Below are 16,453 nucleotides of genomic sequence, written 5' to 3' on the forward strand. Positions count from 1 at the left end.
AGGGTGGTTATATGGTGAATGATAGAAAAAGCAGGCTCGGGAAGCTGCTGAAAGAAAATAATAGAAAACAAGCAAAGATACAGCTTATATATGATTTGAAGCAATATCACGATATAGATATTTCGGATAAAGAATATGCCGATTATCAACTAGCCGAGGAAGTGCATCAGAACATTTATGCCCGTATTAAAACTGATGAAATCAAAACTTTAACATTTCCATACGATGGAAAAACGCTCAAGTCAAAGATTGACTTCATATTTGATTACGATAAGAAATACGAACAGGAAAAAGTTCTATTTTATCCTTCTACATTGGGTTTTTACTTTAGAGGCCAGCGGCTTTATCTTAAGCATCCAATTGCTATCATCATCCCTTTACGAGAATGCAAAAAAATGATGAACAAGCTCATATTGGACATGCACGATAATTTGTCTGTCGTTTCAGAGACATTTAAATTTGGATTTGTTCTAAGCGAGGACGAATATTCAAACGTAGCGATCGAATATTGGGATTAAAAAAAAGAGCTGTAAACAGCTCAGCTCCTTTTTTTAACCGGGATCCATATTTCGCTTTTGAACATTGGTGAGGAAATATCTTTATGCTCATTCCAGAGAATTTCCGGCCCTTCCATTTGTTCATAGTGAGAGGATGGAAACCATTCAGAATAAATGCGTCCCCACACATTTTGCAGTGTATCAGGAAACGGTCCTGCCGCTTCGAATACTGCCCATGTCAAGGCGGGCACTTCAAGCTGTGTGAAGGGTTCAGGACATTCATTTGTTGTAGCTGCGCCGATATAATGGTCAAGCTCTCCTTCTTCTTCCATCCGGCCTTCTGAAAAATTAGCGGATGCTTGAATGATTCCCGAAGGCTCCACATTAGAAAGTTTCTTCAAGCTGTCAATCATCTCACTGTTTAACGATTTCCACATCGAGGCGATTTCCGGATGGATTCCGTGAAAAATGACAGGAACCCTTTTCTTTATGCCGACTATGTGAAAGGCCTTCTTTTCTTCAATTCGGTAGTTCATTTCGCTTCCTCCTTTAATTGTTAGCTGGAAGGTCATCGGCGGATATGCTTTAAGCGTGTGCACACTGTTTCTGGCTTCTGTCGGCGTGATCCCGTGCAGTTTTTGAAATGCCCTTGTGAAAGCATCCGGGGACTGATAGCCGTATTTTACCGCAACATCAATCACCTTTGCGCTGGTGTCTTTCAGTTCAAATGCCGCAAGGGTCAGCCGCCTGCGACGGATGTATTCTGACAGAGAAATGCCTGCAAGAAAGGAAAACATCCTTTTAAAATGATATTCAGAGCAAAAAGCCAGCTTTGCCAATTTTTTAAAGTCAATATCGGCAGTCAGATTGTTATCGATGTACTTCAGCGCTTCATTCATGTTCTTCAGCAAATCCATGAGATGACCTCCTTTATTTACAGAATAGCAGGAGCGGAATATCACTATCCGACTTTTTGTGCCCGATTGTGCAGGGTATTTTATGGGCGAAGCCACGCTTTTTTCAGCTTTTTGATTCCGGCTGTGATAGCTTCTTCAGAAAGTCCCCCAAACCCGAGGAGCACGGCCCTCGTTTGCGGCGGTGTATCATATGAGACAGATGCGGGGTAGACTTTGACGCCTTCTTCAAGCGCCTTCGAAACCAGCCATTCTTCACTTTGAATGCCGTTTGTTTCAAGAATGATGTGAAGGCCGGCATTTTCTCCTTTGATTGCGGCATCATTTCCTAATTCCCGCTTGACGGCCTCAAGCAGCGTTTTTCGTTTTTTTCGGTAAAGCGTCCTCATTCGGTTAATATGTCTTTGGTATTCGCCGTTTTTCATAAATTGAGCGACAGCCTGCTGCACATGACGGGAAACCGTTTGTTTATATAATGAACAGAGCTCTTGTCCTCTTTCAGCCAATGGGAGAGGAAGGACCATATAGCTGACCCTTAAAGAGGGGATCAGCGATTTTGAAAAAGTCCCCAAATAGATGACGCGATTGTTTTGATCAAGCCCCTGGAGGGAAGGAATCGGCTGTCCTGCATAACGAAATTCGCCGTCATAGTCATCTTCAATAATATAAGCGCCATGAGACTTCGCCCAGTCAAGCAGCTTCAATCTGCGGCCGACCGGCATGACCATGCCGAGCGGAAACTGGTGGGACGGTGTGACATATGCTAGTTTTGGCCTGTATTGATGAAGTTCATTGACACAAATTCCGCTTTCATCAACCGCAATGGGCATCACTCGAAGCCCGCCCGCTTTTAAGACGCTTTTTGAACGGTAAAATCCCGGATTTTCATACCCGACTGCAGTTCCTTTAGGAAACAGCTGGCACAAAAGCTGCAGCACAACGGGTGTGCCTGCGCCTACGATAATTTGCTCCGGCGTACACTTGACACCGCGCGATTCTCTGAGATAGACAGCTATCATCTTTCGCAAGAAAAGGTCTCCGGCCGGCGGCCCGCTCTGAAAAAGCTCGAAGTCTGATGCATCGACCGTTTTTGCGATTGTTTTTTTCCAGGAGGAGACCGGGAAAGAATGGAGATCGACATGCCCGTGATGAAAATCAATGACATCTTCTAAAGACGGTGATGTTTCCGCCTCTGTGTTAAAAAGGGGCGGCGCTGGATGGTCGTTAAAGTCTCCGTCCGTCTCAGCCGCATACCAGCCCTTTCTCGGTTTGCTGATCAGGTAGCCTTCGGCTGTGAGCTGTTCATATGCGTGTTCGACGGTTGTCTGGCTGATATTTAAATGCTTGGAGAGCGCCCGTTTGGAAGGCAGTTTTGTACCGGGCTGTATATGGCCGCTATGAATTTTGTTTTTAAAAAACATATAGAGCTGCTGATAAAGCGGTTCATCATGTTCGCGGTTTAAAAAAGGCGTTATATCCATAGCACCATACCTTTCAACATATAACATAACTGGCATTCTTTATTTTAGCAAAACTGACTATTTTATTCATGCCAGATTTCGAGTTAAAGTAAATTCATCAATCAGAAAGGAATGATGCTGTTGCTTTATCAAAAGGAAATCCAATCTGAAACAGAGCTAAGGGAAGTGTACCCGGTCATGAAACAGCTGCGGCCCCATCTGGATGAACCGGCGTTTTTAGAGCTCGCAGACAAAGCGAAGAAAACCGAAAATTATAGGATGTTGGCATTATACGAAGATGCTGTTCCCGTTTCCTTGGCCGGGTTTGTGCAGAGAGTAACCTTGAATCAAGGAGTCCATGTGTGGGTAGACGATTTGGTGACGTGTGAAAAACATCGGTCAAAAGGCTATGGAAAAAAGCTGCTCTCGGCTGTTGAAGAGTGGGCAAAACAGCACGGCTGCCGGACTGTCGAACTTTCATCAGGAACACAGCGACGCGAGGCACACAGATTTTACGAGGAAAAAATGGGTTATGAAAAAGCGAGCTATTTATATCGCAAGCATCTCAAATAAAGGGGCTGTCCCAAAAGGCCATAAGAAAGACTTTTGGGCAGCATTAAAAAGCCGCCTCCACATGAAGCTGACCAAGCTTCGGAGGCGATTCATCATTTTATCCTTTAGCCTCGGCATTTTGTCTTGGGAATGAGAAAACACTCTCAATGTTAGAGAGTGTTACGGTAAAATATTCATTTCATAAAGTTTCGGCTCACTCAACTCCCCTATGAAAGGGGGGGATGCTTATGACAACATTCGAAACAATCTCTTTAATGATTGCTTTTGGCATGTTAATTGCCGTGTTGTCTAAAAAAGAAAAATAGACTTCCCTTGAGCACCGCAAAAGTTTAAAGGGAAAGTCTATTTCCAGATTGCGTTTGAGCCAGCCCCTTGCTGGGCCGCTCTGTACACACGACTCGACTGTTGGCGCAGTCGGCTCTTTTTTATTTTATGCATTTATTAAAGAAAAAATACATTTCACATGTGGTGATCGTATGAGTATGATGTTTCTTTCATGATTCAAAGAAGATTTTGACTCACGAAAGAGGTCATTTCGAATCTGTAAAAGCAACCAATAATTCTTATGGGGGCATTCTATCAATGAAATGCTTTTCGAAAATTGGAGAAAGCGTCATTTCTAAGGAAATCAAAATCTTCGATCCGGCTGTACCCGGCCGGCATGAGGGGCGGCGGATGAAAGCCGCCCCCGATGCCCGCCCTTAGTCTGTGTCTCCTGTCTATCTGGACCTTACATCAAAATCCAAGCTGCAAATTCGAATCGATAGACACAATGGTCCAGACGCAGATGAGAATGAAAATATTGAGCACGACTCCGAGGAATCCTAGTCCTGTCCGTCCTTTTTTGATGAAGAGCTCGATGATGCCGAGCGGTATGGCGGCCATTGCAAAAGGAAGCATTTTATAGGAAAAAGCGAAGGTATCGCTTATAATCGCCAAATTTAAGATGAAGAGGGAAAGGATCGCTGTCCCGACAGATACCCACCCAAATACATTATGTTCTTTAAAGATTCTTACCAATTCCATAATTCCACCTCACCTACTTTAGCCGCTTTGACAGGCCCTTTTTCAATCAGGTTTTCAATTTCTTTTGAAGGGCCGGTAATGACCGCTCCATACACGTTTACACCATTTTTCTCAACGTAATCAAGCCGTTTGGCGAGTTTTAAGTCTTTTCTTCCTGATATGGTTTCAGCCCAGTCATTGTGTTTGATCATATATGACAGCGCGGCTTTGAACTGTTCATTGTCATTTTGAGCAGGGTGCTGAAATTCGAAAATGCGGTTGGAATCCTTTCCAGGATAACCGATCGGTTCAGCGTACGGATGCTCTTTTAAATCGTTTTCGGTTTCTATCGCATTCCAAAGAACACGAATATCGTATCCTTTTAATTTGTCATAGAGTTCCCTTGTCGGATAGGCTCTCTCAAAGGAAAGGAAAGCTTCGGCAACAGTCCCGTCAGGCAATTGTTTTAAGATTGATTTGGCTTTGGAAACCGATTTTTCTTTTATGCCCCCTGGATAGACAAAATGCCGTTCTTCCTGTGACAGCTCCTGGTTATATTGGTGAACCTGAGGGGACTTCAGCTGGTCAAAAAACATTTCCACTTCTTCATTCCCAACCACTTTCGTCACATTGCCGATCTGTTTTTTTAGCGGGAATTGGGTCTTGATTCCGAATAGCTGCACTTTATTCACGAGTGAATCAGTATCCACTTGAATATTCGGCTTGGTGACGGCTACGGTCATTGAAGCGGTCTGCACCAGTGTGTTTCCTTTGCTTTCATGTCCACCCAGGCCGTAGTATAAATAGCTCCCGAGCGTACAAAGCGGCAGGATGATGAGCGTAGAAAGGACAGCAAGGGCTGAAATCCGCATATATGATTTGTTTTTTCCATATCGTAAAATCGCTTTTTGTTTTTCAGGACTGAGTGTGAGATCCCAATTTTCATCTTTCATTTCCTGATCAAGCATATCCTGATATTCTTCAAGCTGTTCAAGCTCCTCTTCAACCTTGATCATTTCCGATTCGGAAAGTTCGCCGTTTTTATATTGTTCCCAACGTTTTTTAAAATCTTCATTCATCGTTAACACCTCTGTTGTAAAGTGCTTTCAGCCGCTGTCTGGCGCGAAATAGAACACTTTTAAAATTAGCCTCTGAGATATTCATCAAACTTGACGCTTCTTTGTAATTCAGCTCTTTTAAATAATAAAGCGTAAGCGCTTCCCTGTAGTTATCGGGAAGCTGATTCATATATAACGTTAACACTTCCTTAATCTCGACCTGGTGGGCCGGGCTTTGAACCGCGGTCTGAAACAGGCTTCCGATCATATCGTCAGAAATCGTGACTTCCTTTTTATGCTTTCTGACATAATCGATAAACGCATTCCGCGCCACCTGAAAAAGCCATGGCTTCACTTTGCTGTGGTCGTAAGAGTGGATGTGTATATAAGCTCTCATAAAGGTTTCCTGAAGCAAATCCTCTGCAAGATGTTTATCTTTCGTCATGGAGAGCAGGAACCTGTAAACATCATTCATATACATTTGGTAAATTTCATCGATAGTCACTGCCTTTTCTCCCCTCTATGTTATAAACGCATAAGAAAGGTTTGAAGTTGCACTCAATATGTCCACGGCTGTTTTTTCCTCCAATTTCTTACCCTTAAAAATCATCTATCCTATATAATAACTGAACCTGTTCAAAAAAACTAATTTTCATGCAAAACTGAATCTATCTAGTGGACAAGGAAAAAACAAAGTCGTATAGGTGAAGGAGGATGAAGGCTTTGGCAATAGAATATCAAACCTAAATATTGCGGATCGAGTTTCTTATGAAGGGATGTGGAAGTCATTACCTAAGGTTGGAAAAGGCGCTTAAATGCTTTGCGTATTTTAAAAAATTGTTGTCATCAGACTGATTTTAGACATTAGCTTCACTCCTGTTTTTTTTATTCTAATTCTCAAGACCGTTTAGGATTTTGTAAACAATCTGAAGCAGGGGATATTCCTCGGTTTTTTGATGAAAAAACAATTTTTAGTACCAGGTAATAAAAATTGTTGTTATAATGGAAAAGGGAAACCTCATTCGATTACAACAATAAAGGAAGTGCCATATGTATAAATTTACAGCTAATGCTGCAAAAGCGATTCTTTCTTTACGCGGCGGAATTAAAGTATACAATAAGGAGAATCTTCCTAAAGACACAGGCTTCGTTATTGCGTGTACACATTCCGGATGGGTGGATGTAGTCACATTAGGTGTCGGCATTTTGCCTAATGAAATTCATTACATGGCGAAAAAAGAGCTTTTTGAAAATAAATTAAGCGGTTCTTTCCTTTCGAGCATCAACGCTTTTCCGGTCGACAGAGAAAATCCGGGGCCAAGCAGCATCAAAACCCCGATCAAATTGCTGAAAGAAGGAAAGATTGTCGGCATTTTTCCGAGCGGAACGAGATCATCTGAAGATGTTCCTTTAAAAAGGGGAGCGGTCACGATCGCGCAGATGGGAAAAGCGCCGCTTGTACCGGCTGCATACAGCGGCCCGTCCAACGGAAAAGAGCTTTTCAAGAAAGGCAAAATGAAGCTGATCATCGGCGAGCCCCTCAATCCGGAAGATTTCGCTCAATATTCGTCAAAAGAAAAGCTGGCGAAAATGACAGAGGCTTTGAATGACAGTATTAAGGGTCTTGAAACGCAGCTCAAGGAGCTGTCATAAAAAATGCGAACAAGAAACAGCTTCTGGCTGTTGAATGAGACAAAAAAACATCCCTTGAGTCGTAATTGATCATTACGATCTTACAGGGGTGTTTTTTGATTTTGCCAGCATAAAGCCGTTTTTTCCAAAAACAAAAGCAATTCCCGCCAAAATGTCTGGGAAGCGAGAGCATCCGCGGCAGTTTCCCCTCCATATACAACCGTTCCGCTTTGACGTGCAGCGGTTGGAAAATACGGAGGTCTGATATTGTGGCCGGCATTTTCAAAGCATAGATGCTGAACAGAATGGGGAAAGCCGTTCACTTTCAGGCGTTCAACGACTTTTTCGCTCATGAATGCCGAAGGCCAAACCAAATCATCTGTACTTGAAGTTAAAAAGACGGGTCCCTTTATATTTTCTGCTTTAATAATAGAAGGATGATCGTCCTTTATGTTATGTAATGCTTTTTGATAAAGCTCAAGAAAAGATTGAGGCTGCCTTGTGATCTTTTGTTTCATGAACGTCCACAGCTGAGAAATCGTGAACAGTGGGAGAGGGGCAAAGGCCAGCGGTGCGCCGCCCAGACTCCAAGAAGATGTCTGGCGAAGTTTTTTCAATCCGACACCTTGAAAGACGATTCCGCCGCCTACATGGGAAATGACAAAACGGATATCAGGAAAATGAGAACCGATTAAAAGCGCTAATTCCCCGCCTTTTGACCGTCCGAATATTCCGATTTGGCCATGATCGAGCCCCTCTTGGCGAAGCAGCCAGGCGATTGCTTTTTGAAAATACTCAAGCGGAATTTCAGCCAATGTTTTAGGAAGCTGTTTGTATTGAAAATAAGGGATTGCGAATGTCGCGTATCCGTAATTTGATAACATACCTGCTATTGTTTCATCAAGACCTCCGTCAGATCCGCCTAAAACAATGATGACGGGCGGCCGGTCGGCAGTAAGAGGACGAAAAAAGACGCCGGAGAATCCATTTTCCTCTATTTCCTGCCTTTTTATCGTTTCATAGACTAGCAATCGTTTTATTTCCTTGCTCAAGATGACCCGTTCGTTTTGCCTCACTTCAATGCGATACACAGAAGGGTGAACCGATTTTTTCTGGAAGGAGCGGGAAGATCCAACTGGTTGCATTGACCAGAATAGCCCCATTTGATCTTGAACTTGATAGGTTCCTTTTAATGGAATTGCTGCTGCAGGATTAACCTCTCCAGATTGATTAGCTTGAAAAACGGCGTGCGATCTCCACGTGACATCGGCTTCATCTTTCACTGTAACAACGATGTCAACGATATCAAACGGATTGAGTCCGCATATCTTCAAATTGATATTTTCATCCCATTTGGAAGCGGAAGGGATGTGCAAAACAGGTTGACGGCTCATCAAGACAGCACTTCCTTTTTAAGTTTTGAGAAAAATAAATCGACGCACTCATCAACAAAGTCTTCTATATGATCAGTGAATGATTCCCGGAATGCCGGCAAATGGCGAAACATGATGTATTGATTGAGCAAACCGAAAAACATGCCGCTGAGAACTTGAAAGTTGCCGCCTGAAATCTTTTTTTGAGAATGAAGCTTTGCAAAATAAGCGGCTAAAAACTGTTGTAAGCGGTGGGGAATGTCCATGATTAATTCGGAAACCTCCGGATCTTGTGCTGATTCAGCATAGTAAATCCAGAAAACAGTGTCCTTTTCCAGGTTTTCTTCAAGATAAGCTTTAGCGATCAATGTTAAATCTTCTTTAATATTTCCAGTTAATCTTCCCTCAAGCCCGCCGATAAAATCGCCTGATGTTACATGCTGAACAACACTTTCCCGAAATAAATTTCTTTTATTTCCAAAATGTCTAAAAAGGGTCAAATGATTGACTCCTGCCTGTTGGGCAATTTCTCTGGTGGATGCAGCTGTATATCCTTTTTCTTTAAAAACAGCAAGGGCCGCCTGAATTAAACGTTCCCTCGTCAATTGTTTCGTCATATGCCCCTCCTATAAATGTAATCAACTGATTACATTTTAAAGGAAGCTGATGATGTAATCAAGTGGTTACATGGATGGAACCTAAAAAACGGACAACAAAAAGAGGATACAAAATGAATTGTATCCTCGAAGGTTGTTCATTCAATTGTTATTCCGCTTCCTCAAGCAGTTCTTCAGCCGCTTTTTTAACCTCTACATATGAGACGTGATGGCCGTCGATTTCATTAATCGTAAATTCAAATCCCTGTTCTGAGATCGTATCGCCCTTTTGGACATCATATTTTTGCGTCAGGAACCATCCGCCGATCGTGTCAACTTCTTCATTGTCCAGCTGGATGCCGAGCAAATCGTTGACTTGGTTGACCAGCACTTTGCCGTCAAGAATGTAGTGGCCTTCGTCAATTTTGCGGATTTCATTGATTTCGTCAATATCAAATTCATCACGGATTTCACCGACGATTTCTTCAATAATATCCTCAACCGTAACAAGACCCGCCGTTCCGCCGTACTCATCGGAAAGAATGGCCATGTGGACGCGTTCTTTCTGCATTTTGAGAAGCAGATCGTGAACTGGCACGGTTTCGATCACATGGATGATCGGGTTGATAAACTGTTCAATCGTGTCTTCTTTGGAGCATTCTCCGCTGATGCAGGCCGTCAGAATTTCCTTGACATTGACGACGCCGATGATATTGTCTTTATCGCCGTCCTCAACGGGATAGCGCGTGTAGCCTTCGGCTTTCGTAATGTCGATCATATCCTTGATTTTCATATCATGTGGAAAGCTGACGACTTCTGTTCTCGGAATCATGATTTCCTTGGCAAGACGGTCATCGAATTCAAAAATTTTGTTTACATATTTGAATTCAGATTGATTGATTTCGCCGCTTTTATAGCTTTCTGACAGAATGATCCGCAGCTCTTCCTCAGAGTGTGCCATTTCGTTTTCAGAAACTGGTTCAAGGCCAAACGATTTCGTCAAAAGCCTTGCTGATCCGTTCAGCGCCCAAATGAATGGAAACATGATGCGGTAAAACCAGATCAGAGGCTTTGCGAATAGAAAGGAAATGGTTTCCGCCTTTTGGATCGCAAGTGTTTTCGGAGCAAGCTCTCCGACAACGACATGCAGAAACGTAATGAAGCTGAATGCGATCACAACTGACACGATGTGTGAAACAGAGCTTGGAATGTTCCACTGAACAAATAGCGGCTCAAGCAGCCGGGCGACAGTAGGCTCTCCAAGCCATCCAAGTCCCAGAGCCGTCAGGGTGATGCCGAGCTGACAGGCCGATAAATATTCGTCTAAATGTGTGATCACTTTCTTGACCGAAACCGCTGTTTTGTTTCCTTCGGTAACCAGCTGATCGACCCGTGAGCTTCTGATTCTGATAATCGCAAACTCAGACGCTACGAAAAATGCTGTTAAAGCAATTAAAACAGCAACAAAAATCAAATTAACTATTTCCAATTAGGACCTTCACTCTAACGTGAGAATGAAGGTAACACCTCCTGTTTAGTAAAAGATTAACTAAAGCAGCAGCATAAATGACTGGATGACCGTCATTTTATCAGGAGAAAGGCGGCTTTTGAGAATCTTCCGTTCATCGGGATTCAGCCGTTCCAATCTATTTATGATCACGGATATATGATCATTGACATGATCAATCTCCGTTGTCAGGCTTCCAATTTCATCATCGTTCACAACTGAAGAGGGAAACTGGTTTTCCAGCCGCAATTTGATGTCGGACAGAGCCAATCTCTGCTGCTTGCAGTCTGTAATAAACTTCAGCCGTTTAAGAGCGGCTTCATCGTAGTACCGATAGTTTGAACATGATCTGATAGGCGTTAAAAGCCCTAGATTTGTGTAATAATCAACAGTTCGTTTTGTAACGCCCGCTGAAGCTGCTAATTCGCCGATACGATATTTCTCTGCCCCATCTGCATCCCTCCTCAACCATCACGTTATAGTTATAAAACATTTTAATATATTAGAAGCTGTTTATACAAGTTAATTGATCAAAAAAAGGCGTGAAATTGATGCGAAAACCTTCATTTTTCTAAATATTCGAGGAAATATTGTCAGATTTAAAGTTTAGACATTTGACTGACTCTTTTTTAATAAAGTAAGATAATAGTATATATTGGCTTGGAGGTGGTTTGATGGGGCCCTCTGCATAGTCACTCATACAGAACACACATCAGCCTTATTACGGGAATTTGAATTCATCAGGAGGTGACTCCTTATCCTGTAGAGGGATAGGGCTAAATGGACGATATTGTTAGTCTGATTATCATCGGCGTTCTGATTGCTTTGACTGCTTTTTTCGTAGCATCAGAATTTGCGATTGTCAGAGTAAGAAGCTCACGTATTGATCAGCTTATAGCAGAAGGAAATAAAAAGGCAGTTCGCGCAAAGCAAGTGATATCGGATTTAGATGAATACTTGTCAGCTTGTCAGCTCGGCATTACGATTACAGCGCTGGGATTGGGCTGGATGGGTGAGCCTGCAGTCAGAAAAGTTCTGCATCCGCTCTTTGAAAGCCTGCATGTTTCAGACTCTGTCTCACATGCGCTGTCAATTGCGATTGCTTTTTCTGTGATTACATTCCTGAACGTCGTGGTTGGAGAACTTGCCCCTAAAACCATCGCGATACAAAAAGCTGAACAGATGACACTGTGGCTGGCGGGACCTCTGCATTTTTTCAATGTTGTCATGTTCCCTTTCATATGGGTGTTAAACGCCTCAGCCCGAGTGTTGACCGGAATATTCGGTTTGAAGCCTGCTTCGGAAAAGGATGAATCCCATTCAGAAGAAGAGCTGAGAATTCTGTTATCAGAAAGCTATAAAAGCGGAGAGATTAATCCGTCTGAATATAGATACGTCAATAAAATTTTTGAATTTGACAACCGGATCGCCAAAGAAATCATGGTGCCTCGTACAGAAATCGCCTCGGTTCCTGCGGATATGCCGATCGATGAGGCGCTTACCGTGATGCTGAAGGAAAAATATACGCGCTGGCCAGTCTATAAAGGCGATAAGGATCATGTGACCGGCATGATCAATACGAAACAGCTGTTTACGGATATGCTGCTCATGTCAGAAACGGAAAAAAAGCGGCTTTCTCTTGAAGCATATATCCGTCCGGTCATCGAAGTCATTGAAACCGTTCCTGTACAAAAGCTCCTGATCAAAATGCAGCGGGAACGGATTCATATGGCGATCTTAACGGATGAATACGGAGGAACCTCAGGTCTTGTAACGACTGAAGACATTCTCGAAGAAATCGTCGGAGACATCAGGGACGAATTTGATGAAGACGAAAAACCCCTCATTCAGAAGATTTCCGATCATGAGTACATCATGGACGGAAAGGCGAGAATCGATCAGGTGAATGAACTGTTTGAGGATGATATTGAAGAAGAGGAAGTCGAAACGGTCGGCGGACTCGTTCTGAAAGAAAATATAGATATCGCCGTAGGTCAGGCGGTTCATGTCGGCTCCTATACGATAACGGTTCTTGAGATGGAAGGCCGGCTGATTAAGCACGTTGAGGTCAAACAAGAACAAATGACTGAACATGTGGAGCTGGCGCCGGCAAATCCGATTGTCGTAAACGAAATCACCTTGAGCGAAAAATAGTTCAAGGTGTTTTTTGTGTTGTTAAGAAAAAAGACCATAAGTCAAATGGCATTTGAACAGGAATGTATGTTCGTATATAATGGGAACAAATGTTCTATTTGGGGGGATGCAATTGCTTTGGTATGAAACCATTTCTGGGGACGAGAAGAAAACATACATTAAGCGGATCGAGTTTCATTTGAGAAATTGGAAAAATTACAAAGCGGCGGTATTAAATCTGGAGAGGAGGATGGATAAGGAAGAACAGAGCGGATTGGTGAAAGAGACGGACGTGCATTATCAAATTGATGCGGAAAAAAGACTCTATCAATTTTTGCTGGACTCCATGGAGACAGCTTTGGCTGAATTGGACGAGATTGAGCGGACGCTTGTTGAATATCGGTATATTCAAAATTGGAGCATGGGGAAATGCGCAATAGAAATCGGCTATAGTGAAAAAACATTGTTTTTATTAAAAAAAACGCTGCTCGATAAGCTGCTTGTCAGTTTGGCAGCGATCACGAATATTTAGCACAGCGCCTTTGGGACTTGTTTTCAGGAACGGAGACAAGTCCTTTTTGCATTTGCACCAAGCTTCCTTCCGTTTTTCTTCAGTTTCCTGACAGGATGATGACAGGGAGGACGAGCGGTTTCCTTTTATGATGAAGACAACCTTTTATTCAGCGAGGGGGCTGATCAAGATGTGACGCAGTAAACAGAGGTATTTGCTTGGACAATCGGCTGAAAAGGGAGGGGAAAGAATATGGACATTTCTGAAATCGGACTCGTTCCGCTGATTACAGGTTTGGTGCATACGGTAAAGCTTCTGGGCGTTCAGAAACGATTTCTCCCCGTCTATGCAGTGGTTTTCGGCATCTGTATTTCATTGTTTTTGACATCGGGAAACTGGAAGGAAGACATGATGATCGGAACGTGGCTAGGATTGTCATCAGTCGGTTTTTATTCAGGTTCAAAAAACATCTTAAAACCATTAAACAAGGAGGAAATCGAACATGAAGATTTATTTGGATCCGGGACACGGCGGAAGTGATCCGGGAGCAGCAGGAAACGGCCTGCAGGAAAAAAACGTCACATTGGCCATTGCATTGAGGATCAATGATATCCTTTTAAAGGAGTATGCCAATGCCGAAACAAGGCTGAGCAGGATGACGGACAAAACAGTCTCGCTTCAGGAACGCACGGATGATGCCAATTCGTGGGGCGCGGATTTGTTTGTTTCCATTCATACAAACGCTTTTGACGGGACAGCCTACGGGTATGAAGACTACATTTACAGCGGCTTGTCCGATGAGTCTGTAACCGCTCTTTATCAAAGAATCATTCATCAAGAAGTGATCAAACTTAACGGACTCCGGGACAGAGGGATGAAAAAAGCGAACTTTCATGTCCTTCGGGAAACCGCCATGCCTGCTATTTTAACTGAGAACGGATTTATTGACCATGCCGGCGATTCGGCAAAAATGAAAAGCGCCGCCTGGATTGAACAGACTGCAAGAGGGCATGTCAACGGGATTGCCGTCTGTCTGGGTCTTACGAAAAATGACACTTCATTATATAAGGTGACGATGGACGGAGGACAAATTGGGGCCTATCAAGAAAAAGACGATGTTTTGAACGTGATATCTTCAAACTGGGACAGCTTTCAGACGGCAGAGATTGTAAAAGGATAACGAAAAAAATCAGGAATCCATTTTGAAAAAAGCGAGATCAAAATGGATTCTTTTTTTGAACCTGTTCTTTCGGACCGCTTTCTTAAAACGGCCTTTAAATCCTTTGCCTGCTTGAAGCAGCTCATCTTCGCGCGATTGTCTTTTAAATGCTTCAGCATTGCAACGATCATAAAGCTGACAATCACAAGAAGAGCCATGAGCTGACAGCCGCTGTACAAAGGGACGCCGAACAGCTTGGTGGCTGGCCTCCTCAGGGTAGCTCCACGATCCCATATGTACTTTATAAAGCTCTAGTGCCAGGCCGATGAGGTGGAAAACGCCAATCACTTTCACTTCATCCAAAGATTCAAGCTTGAATGCTATCATGAATATTTGCACCAATAACAGATCAATAAAATAAAGTCATATCGGGGCATAAAAGGCACTTCAACCGCTTTTGTTATGGCAAGAGCAAGAAAAATGACAACCGGAAACAGACAAGCTTTTGCTTGTTCAAAACCAAATCGATCAAACAATGCTCCCCGCCCAAAATCCACCGATGCAGCAAACCATTGTCAGCAATATGTATGCTGCTGATGCCTTTAGGCGTTTTGCCGACAAAAGCTCAACAGCTTCGATGCTGAAGGTGGAAAATGTTGTGAACCCGCCGAAAAATCCCGTTCCCACGACGATTGAGAGTACTTGATTGTCAATTCCAAGGCTGACAAATAGGCCGAGGGCGAAAGAGCCAAGAATGTTGATCAGCATAATGCTGACCGGTATACGCGGATGGGGAAGCCTCGACATGATGATATTGCCGAGCCAAAACCTCAGAACAGACCCGATTCCTCCCGCGATCATAAAACCAGCTGCCATCATGATTCAAACCGCTCCTTTTCTTTTCCTGCTGCTCTGCTGATCCGTTTTCCAAAGACAATCCCTAACAAAGCGAAGCATATCCCGCCGGCAAGGGAAGCCGCTAAGTACAAGACTCCGGTTTGCGGTACAGAGGATTGAAGGATCAGGGCGGTTTCCTTGGAAAACGCAGACATTGTCGTATACCCTCCGCAAAAACCGGTACCTAAACATAGCTGAACGAGCGGTTTTTTTGCCCTGAACGAAAAAAAGCCTGTCAGCAGACCGAGAAGCAAGCTCCCCGAGATATTTTCGACAAAAGTCGCCCAGGGAAAAAAACCGCTGTCTGTATTCAAGTTTAAGACATAACGAAGAAGGGAGCCGAGTGCTCCTCCTATAAAAACGGCAACATACGATTTCATGGTTTTCCTTCTTTCTTGAAATAATCCGGATAATCGGTAATGAGTCCGTCAATTTTCCAGCTCTCAAGACGGCGGCCTGTTTTTGGCCCGTTGACCGTCCATGCAAAAGCTTTTAAATCATAACTGTGAATCGATTCGATCAGGAAAGAGCTGAGCATCGTATGTTTGACGCTGACATAGCCCGCAAATGACGCAATATGCCGAAGTCTGCTGCGCGGCACCATTCCAAATCTCGGCTTGATCAAAACAGCGGATGGAATTGAAGGATACAGCTTGTGAAGCGTCATCATTGCGCCGGCATCAAAGGATTGGACGATCGTATTCATGGAGACGCCGAATCGGCTGATCAGCTTCCCGATCGCTTGTTCAATTCCCGGCTGTGTTTTGGAAGACTTGATTTCAATGAGCAGTCCCATTTTTTTGTGATACTTCTGAAGAACGTCTTCAAGAGCTGGGATTTGTTCACCTTGAAACTCGGGGCCGAACCAGCTTCCCGCATCAAGCTTTTCAAGCTCGCTCATCGTAAACTGCCGAACAAAGCCCGCGCCGTCTGTCGTTCTGTCGACCTTGTCATCATGAATGACCGCAAGCTTTCCGTCCTTTGTTAATTGTACATCAAGCTCAATAAAGTCAGCTCCAAGCTCTCTTGCTTTATCAAAAGCGGCAAACGTATTTTCCGGGGCGTAAGCTGAAGCTCCGCGATGGGCGATGATATGCAAAGATGTCAGCTCCTCTTCATAAAATCTTTCCATATCTAG

Annotated in this window: 21 protein-coding genes and 1 pseudogene; 9 read left to right on the top strand and 13 right to left on the bottom strand. The window is 43.5% G+C overall.

Going from position 1 to position 16,453, the window contains the following annotated elements; genetic code table 11:
- Nucleotides 1–14 precede the first annotated feature (14 nt).
- A complete protein-coding gene (locus tag BTA30_RS12405; protein ID WP_125921355.1) occupies nt 15–518 on the top strand; it encodes a hypothetical protein in 504 nt (167 codons plus the stop codon).
- A 20-nt stretch (nt 519–538) separates the two neighbouring features.
- Here BTA30_RS12405 and BTA30_RS12410 read toward each other — a convergent pair whose 3' ends face one another.
- On the bottom strand, nt 539–1,414 hold the full coding sequence (locus tag BTA30_RS12410) for an AraC family transcriptional regulator (RefSeq protein WP_076761590.1): 876 nt from the start codon (nt 1,412–1,414) through the stop codon (nt 539–541).
- 80 nt (nt 1,415–1,494) lie between these two features.
- Complete coding sequence (gene pdxR, locus BTA30_RS12415; protein ID WP_076761751.1) at nt 1,495–2,892, bottom strand: MocR-like pyridoxine biosynthesis transcription factor PdxR; 1,398 nt, start codon at nt 2,890–2,892, stop codon at nt 1,495–1,497.
- Nucleotides 2,893–3,006: 114 nt separating this feature from the next.
- Between pdxR and BTA30_RS12420 the strand changes: the two genes are divergently transcribed.
- The 3 genes from BTA30_RS12420 (at nt 3,007) to BTA30_RS24130 (ending at nt 4,149) form a co-directional block, all read left to right on the top strand.
- The gene (locus BTA30_RS12420; protein WP_083696885.1) at nt 3,007–3,444 is read left to right on the top strand and encodes a GNAT family N-acetyltransferase; all 438 of its coding nucleotides are present in this window, start codon (nt 3,007–3,009) and stop codon (nt 3,442–3,444) included.
- A 227-nt stretch (nt 3,445–3,671) separates the two neighbouring features.
- A complete protein-coding gene (locus BTA30_RS23860) occupies nt 3,672–3,749 on the top strand; it encodes a putative holin-like toxin (RefSeq protein ID WP_003180750.1) in 78 nt (25 codons plus the stop codon).
- Between the two features lie 277 nt (nt 3,750–4,026).
- A complete protein-coding gene (locus BTA30_RS24130; RefSeq protein ID WP_275667132.1) occupies nt 4,027–4,149 on the top strand; it encodes a hypothetical protein in 123 nt (40 codons plus the stop codon).
- 30 nt (nt 4,150–4,179) lie between these two features.
- Here BTA30_RS24130 and BTA30_RS12430 read toward each other — a convergent pair whose 3' ends face one another.
- Genes BTA30_RS12430 through sigM form a run of 3 tightly spaced genes read right to left on the bottom strand, consistent with a single transcriptional unit; the run spans nt 4,180 to nt 6,012 of the window.
- Nucleotides 4,180–4,470 carry an anti-sigma factor gene (locus tag BTA30_RS12430; RefSeq protein WP_076761595.1) on the bottom strand — a complete coding sequence of 97 codons (291 nt, stop codon included), beginning with the start codon at nt 4,468–4,470 and terminating at the stop codon, nt 4,180–4,182.
- The gene (locus tag BTA30_RS12435; protein ID WP_076761597.1) at nt 4,458–5,528 is read right to left on the bottom strand and encodes an anti-sigma factor; all 1,071 of its coding nucleotides are present in this window, start codon (nt 5,526–5,528) and stop codon (nt 4,458–4,460) included. Before BTA30_RS12435 ends, BTA30_RS12430 begins: the two co-directional genes overlap by 13 nt.
- Nucleotides 5,521–6,012: an RNA polymerase sigma factor SigM gene (gene sigM, locus BTA30_RS12440; protein WP_076761599.1), complete on the bottom strand. Its 492-nt coding sequence runs from the start codon at nt 6,010–6,012 to the stop codon at nt 5,521–5,523. Before sigM ends, BTA30_RS12435 begins: the two co-directional genes overlap by 8 nt.
- Nucleotides 6,013–6,557: 545 nt before the next feature.
- On the opposite strand from sigM, the gene BTA30_RS12445 reads away from it, so the two are divergent.
- Nucleotides 6,558–7,160, top strand: coding sequence for a lysophospholipid acyltransferase family protein (locus BTA30_RS12445; protein WP_076761602.1), 603 nt, complete (start codon nt 6,558–6,560; stop codon nt 7,158–7,160).
- Between the two features lie 80 nt (nt 7,161–7,240).
- Here the strand turns inward: BTA30_RS12445 and BTA30_RS12450 are convergent, their stop codons facing one another.
- The 4 genes from BTA30_RS12450 to cueR all read right to left on the bottom strand — a co-directional run bounded on the left by BTA30_RS12450 (nt 7,241) and on the right by cueR (nt 11,083).
- On the bottom strand, nt 7,241–8,533 hold the full coding sequence (locus tag BTA30_RS12450) for an acyl-CoA thioester hydrolase/BAAT C-terminal domain-containing protein (protein WP_239693607.1): 1,293 nt from the start codon (nt 8,531–8,533) through the stop codon (nt 7,241–7,243).
- Entirely contained in the window at nt 8,533–9,129 is a 597-nt protein-coding gene (locus BTA30_RS12455; protein WP_076761605.1) for a TetR/AcrR family transcriptional regulator, read from the bottom strand. The genes BTA30_RS12450 and BTA30_RS12455 overlap by 1 nt, the downstream gene beginning before the upstream one ends.
- 148 nt (nt 9,130–9,277) lie before the next feature.
- The gene (locus BTA30_RS12460) at nt 9,278–10,597 is read right to left on the bottom strand and encodes a hemolysin family protein (RefSeq protein WP_076761608.1); all 1,320 of its coding nucleotides are present in this window, start codon (nt 10,595–10,597) and stop codon (nt 9,278–9,280) included.
- Between the two features lie 60 nt (nt 10,598–10,657).
- Complete coding sequence (gene cueR, locus BTA30_RS12465) at nt 10,658–11,083, bottom strand: Cu(I)-responsive transcriptional regulator (protein ID WP_076761610.1); 426 nt, start codon at nt 11,081–11,083, stop codon at nt 10,658–10,660.
- Nucleotides 11,084–11,395: 312 nt separating this feature from the next.
- Between cueR and BTA30_RS12470 the strand changes: the two genes are divergently transcribed.
- The 4 genes from BTA30_RS12470 to BTA30_RS12485 all read left to right on the top strand — a co-directional run bounded on the left by BTA30_RS12470 (nt 11,396) and on the right by BTA30_RS12485 (nt 14,439).
- Nucleotides 11,396–12,769: a hemolysin family protein gene (locus BTA30_RS12470; protein ID WP_076761612.1), complete on the top strand. Its 1,374-nt coding sequence runs from the start codon at nt 11,396–11,398 to the stop codon at nt 12,767–12,769.
- Between the two features lie 112 nt (nt 12,770–12,881).
- On the top strand, nt 12,882–13,280 hold the full coding sequence (locus BTA30_RS12475; RefSeq protein WP_076761614.1) for a transcriptional regulator: 399 nt from the start codon (nt 12,882–12,884) through the stop codon (nt 13,278–13,280).
- 231 nt (nt 13,281–13,511) lie between these two features.
- Entirely contained in the window at nt 13,512–13,799 is a 288-nt protein-coding gene (locus tag BTA30_RS12480; RefSeq protein ID WP_076761616.1) for a hypothetical protein, read from the top strand.
- Nucleotides 13,762–14,439: an N-acetylmuramoyl-L-alanine amidase family protein gene (locus BTA30_RS12485; protein WP_076761618.1), complete on the top strand. Its 678-nt coding sequence runs from the start codon at nt 13,762–13,764 to the stop codon at nt 14,437–14,439. The genes BTA30_RS12480 and BTA30_RS12485 overlap by 38 nt, the downstream gene beginning before the upstream one ends.
- A gap of 206 nt (nt 14,440–14,645) precedes the next feature.
- On the opposite strand, the pseudogene BTA30_RS23865 reads toward BTA30_RS12485, so the two are convergent.
- The 4 genes and pseudogenes from BTA30_RS23865 to BTA30_RS12505 all read right to left on the bottom strand — a co-directional run.
- Nucleotides 14,646–14,954: pseudogene (locus BTA30_RS23865) on the bottom strand (DUF817 family protein); the annotation flags it as partial.
- The gene (gene crcB, locus BTA30_RS12495) at nt 14,947–15,297 is read right to left on the bottom strand and encodes a fluoride efflux transporter CrcB (RefSeq protein WP_076761620.1); all 351 of its coding nucleotides are present in this window, start codon (nt 15,295–15,297) and stop codon (nt 14,947–14,949) included. The pseudogene BTA30_RS23865 and the gene crcB, both read right to left, overlap by 8 nt.
- The gene (locus BTA30_RS12500; RefSeq protein WP_076761622.1) at nt 15,294–15,695 is read right to left on the bottom strand and encodes a fluoride efflux transporter FluC; all 402 of its coding nucleotides are present in this window, start codon (nt 15,693–15,695) and stop codon (nt 15,294–15,296) included. Before BTA30_RS12500 ends, crcB begins: the two co-directional genes overlap by 4 nt.
- A complete protein-coding gene (locus BTA30_RS12505) occupies nt 15,692–16,414 on the bottom strand; it encodes a glycerophosphodiester phosphodiesterase (protein WP_076761752.1) in 723 nt (240 codons plus the stop codon). The genes BTA30_RS12500 and BTA30_RS12505 overlap by 4 nt, the downstream gene beginning before the upstream one ends.
- Nucleotides 16,415–16,453: the final 39 nt, after the last annotated feature.

It is taken from the genome of Bacillus swezeyi (assembly GCF_001969815.1).
Lineage (GTDB): Bacteria > Bacillota > Bacilli > Bacillales > Bacillaceae > Bacillus > Bacillus swezeyi.

What these genes read in the sequence shown, in the direction of transcription:
- BTA30_RS12410 (WP_076761590.1), bottom strand. Translation starts at nt 1,414, where the DNA reads ATGGATTTGCTGAAGAACATGAATGAAGCGCTGAAGTACATCGATAAC.
- pdxR (WP_076761751.1), bottom strand. Translation starts at nt 2,892, where the DNA reads ATGGATATAACGCCTTTTTTAAACCGCGAACATGATGAACCGCTTTAT.
- BTA30_RS12420 (WP_083696885.1), top strand. Translation starts at nt 3,007, where the DNA reads ATGCTGTTGCTTTATCAAAAGGAAATCCAATCTGAAACAGAGCTAAGG.
- BTA30_RS23860 (WP_003180750.1), top strand. Translation starts at nt 3,672, where the DNA reads ATGACAACATTCGAAACAATCTCTTTAATGATTGCTTTTGGCATGTTA.
- BTA30_RS24130 (WP_275667132.1), top strand. Translation starts at nt 4,027, where the DNA reads ATGAAATGCTTTTCGAAAATTGGAGAAAGCGTCATTTCTAAGGAAATC.
- BTA30_RS12430 (WP_076761595.1), bottom strand. Translation starts at nt 4,470, where the DNA reads ATGGAATTGGTAAGAATCTTTAAAGAACATAATGTATTTGGGTGGGTA.
- BTA30_RS12435 (WP_076761597.1), bottom strand. Translation starts at nt 5,528, where the DNA reads ATGAATGAAGATTTTAAAAAACGTTGGGAACAATATAAAAACGGCGAA.
- BTA30_RS12445 (WP_076761602.1), top strand. Translation starts at nt 6,558, where the DNA reads ATGTATAAATTTACAGCTAATGCTGCAAAAGCGATTCTTTCTTTACGC.
- BTA30_RS12450 (WP_239693607.1), bottom strand. Translation starts at nt 8,533, where the DNA reads ATGAGCCGTCAACCTGTTTTGCACATCCCTTCCGCTTCCAAATGGGAT.
- BTA30_RS12455 (WP_076761605.1), bottom strand. Translation starts at nt 9,129, where the DNA reads ATGACGAAACAATTGACGAGGGAACGTTTAATTCAGGCGGCCCTTGCT.
- BTA30_RS12470 (WP_076761612.1), top strand. Translation starts at nt 11,396, where the DNA reads ATGGACGATATTGTTAGTCTGATTATCATCGGCGTTCTGATTGCTTTG.
- BTA30_RS12480 (WP_076761616.1), top strand. Translation starts at nt 13,512, where the DNA reads ATGGACATTTCTGAAATCGGACTCGTTCCGCTGATTACAGGTTTGGTG.
- BTA30_RS12485 (WP_076761618.1), top strand. Translation starts at nt 13,762, where the DNA reads ATGAAGATTTATTTGGATCCGGGACACGGCGGAAGTGATCCGGGAGCA.
- crcB (WP_076761620.1), bottom strand. Translation starts at nt 15,297, where the DNA reads ATGATGGCAGCTGGTTTTATGATCGCGGGAGGAATCGGGTCTGTTCTG.
- BTA30_RS12500 (WP_076761622.1), bottom strand. Translation starts at nt 15,695, where the DNA reads ATGAAATCGTATGTTGCCGTTTTTATAGGAGGAGCACTCGGCTCCCTT.